The following is a 283-nucleotide window of genomic DNA, read 5'->3' as shown; positions in this document are numbered from 1 at the left end:
TACGAGAACAGCGCCACAGGGTTGCCGCTCCCGGGGGACAGCCAGATCGGCGCCAGGAACCCGCCCAGGAAACCCAGCACTGCCCGCGACCCAGAGGACTGCACCACCCCCAGCACCCCCACGCCCGCACTCAGCACGATGCTGCGCGCGACCGCGAGCCCCGGATCGAGGAGGTCATTGCGCTTGCACGCCGCGGAGCGCGTCAGCGGCAGGAGGCCACTCGCCCCGCCCGGCAACGCCAGCGGACGCCTCCGCGGGCGCGCGCGCTGCGCCGAGCCGGGCG

Annotated in this window: 1 protein-coding gene; it reads right to left on the bottom strand. The window is 75.3% G+C overall.

The window, feature by feature from the left end:
• Positions 1-283 (bottom strand): DUF2339 domain-containing protein (locus tag ACQG3P_RS19455; protein WP_426805960.1); only part of this gene is annotated, 283 nt, incomplete at both ends.

It is taken from the genome of Stenotrophomonas sp. SrG (assembly GCF_050031795.1).
GTDB classification, from domain to species: Bacteria; Pseudomonadota; Gammaproteobacteria; order Xanthomonadales; family Xanthomonadaceae; genus Stenotrophomonas; species Stenotrophomonas rhizophila_A.
Note: the sequence above shows the minus strand (reverse complement) of the source record. Positions and strands in the feature narration are given on the sequence as shown.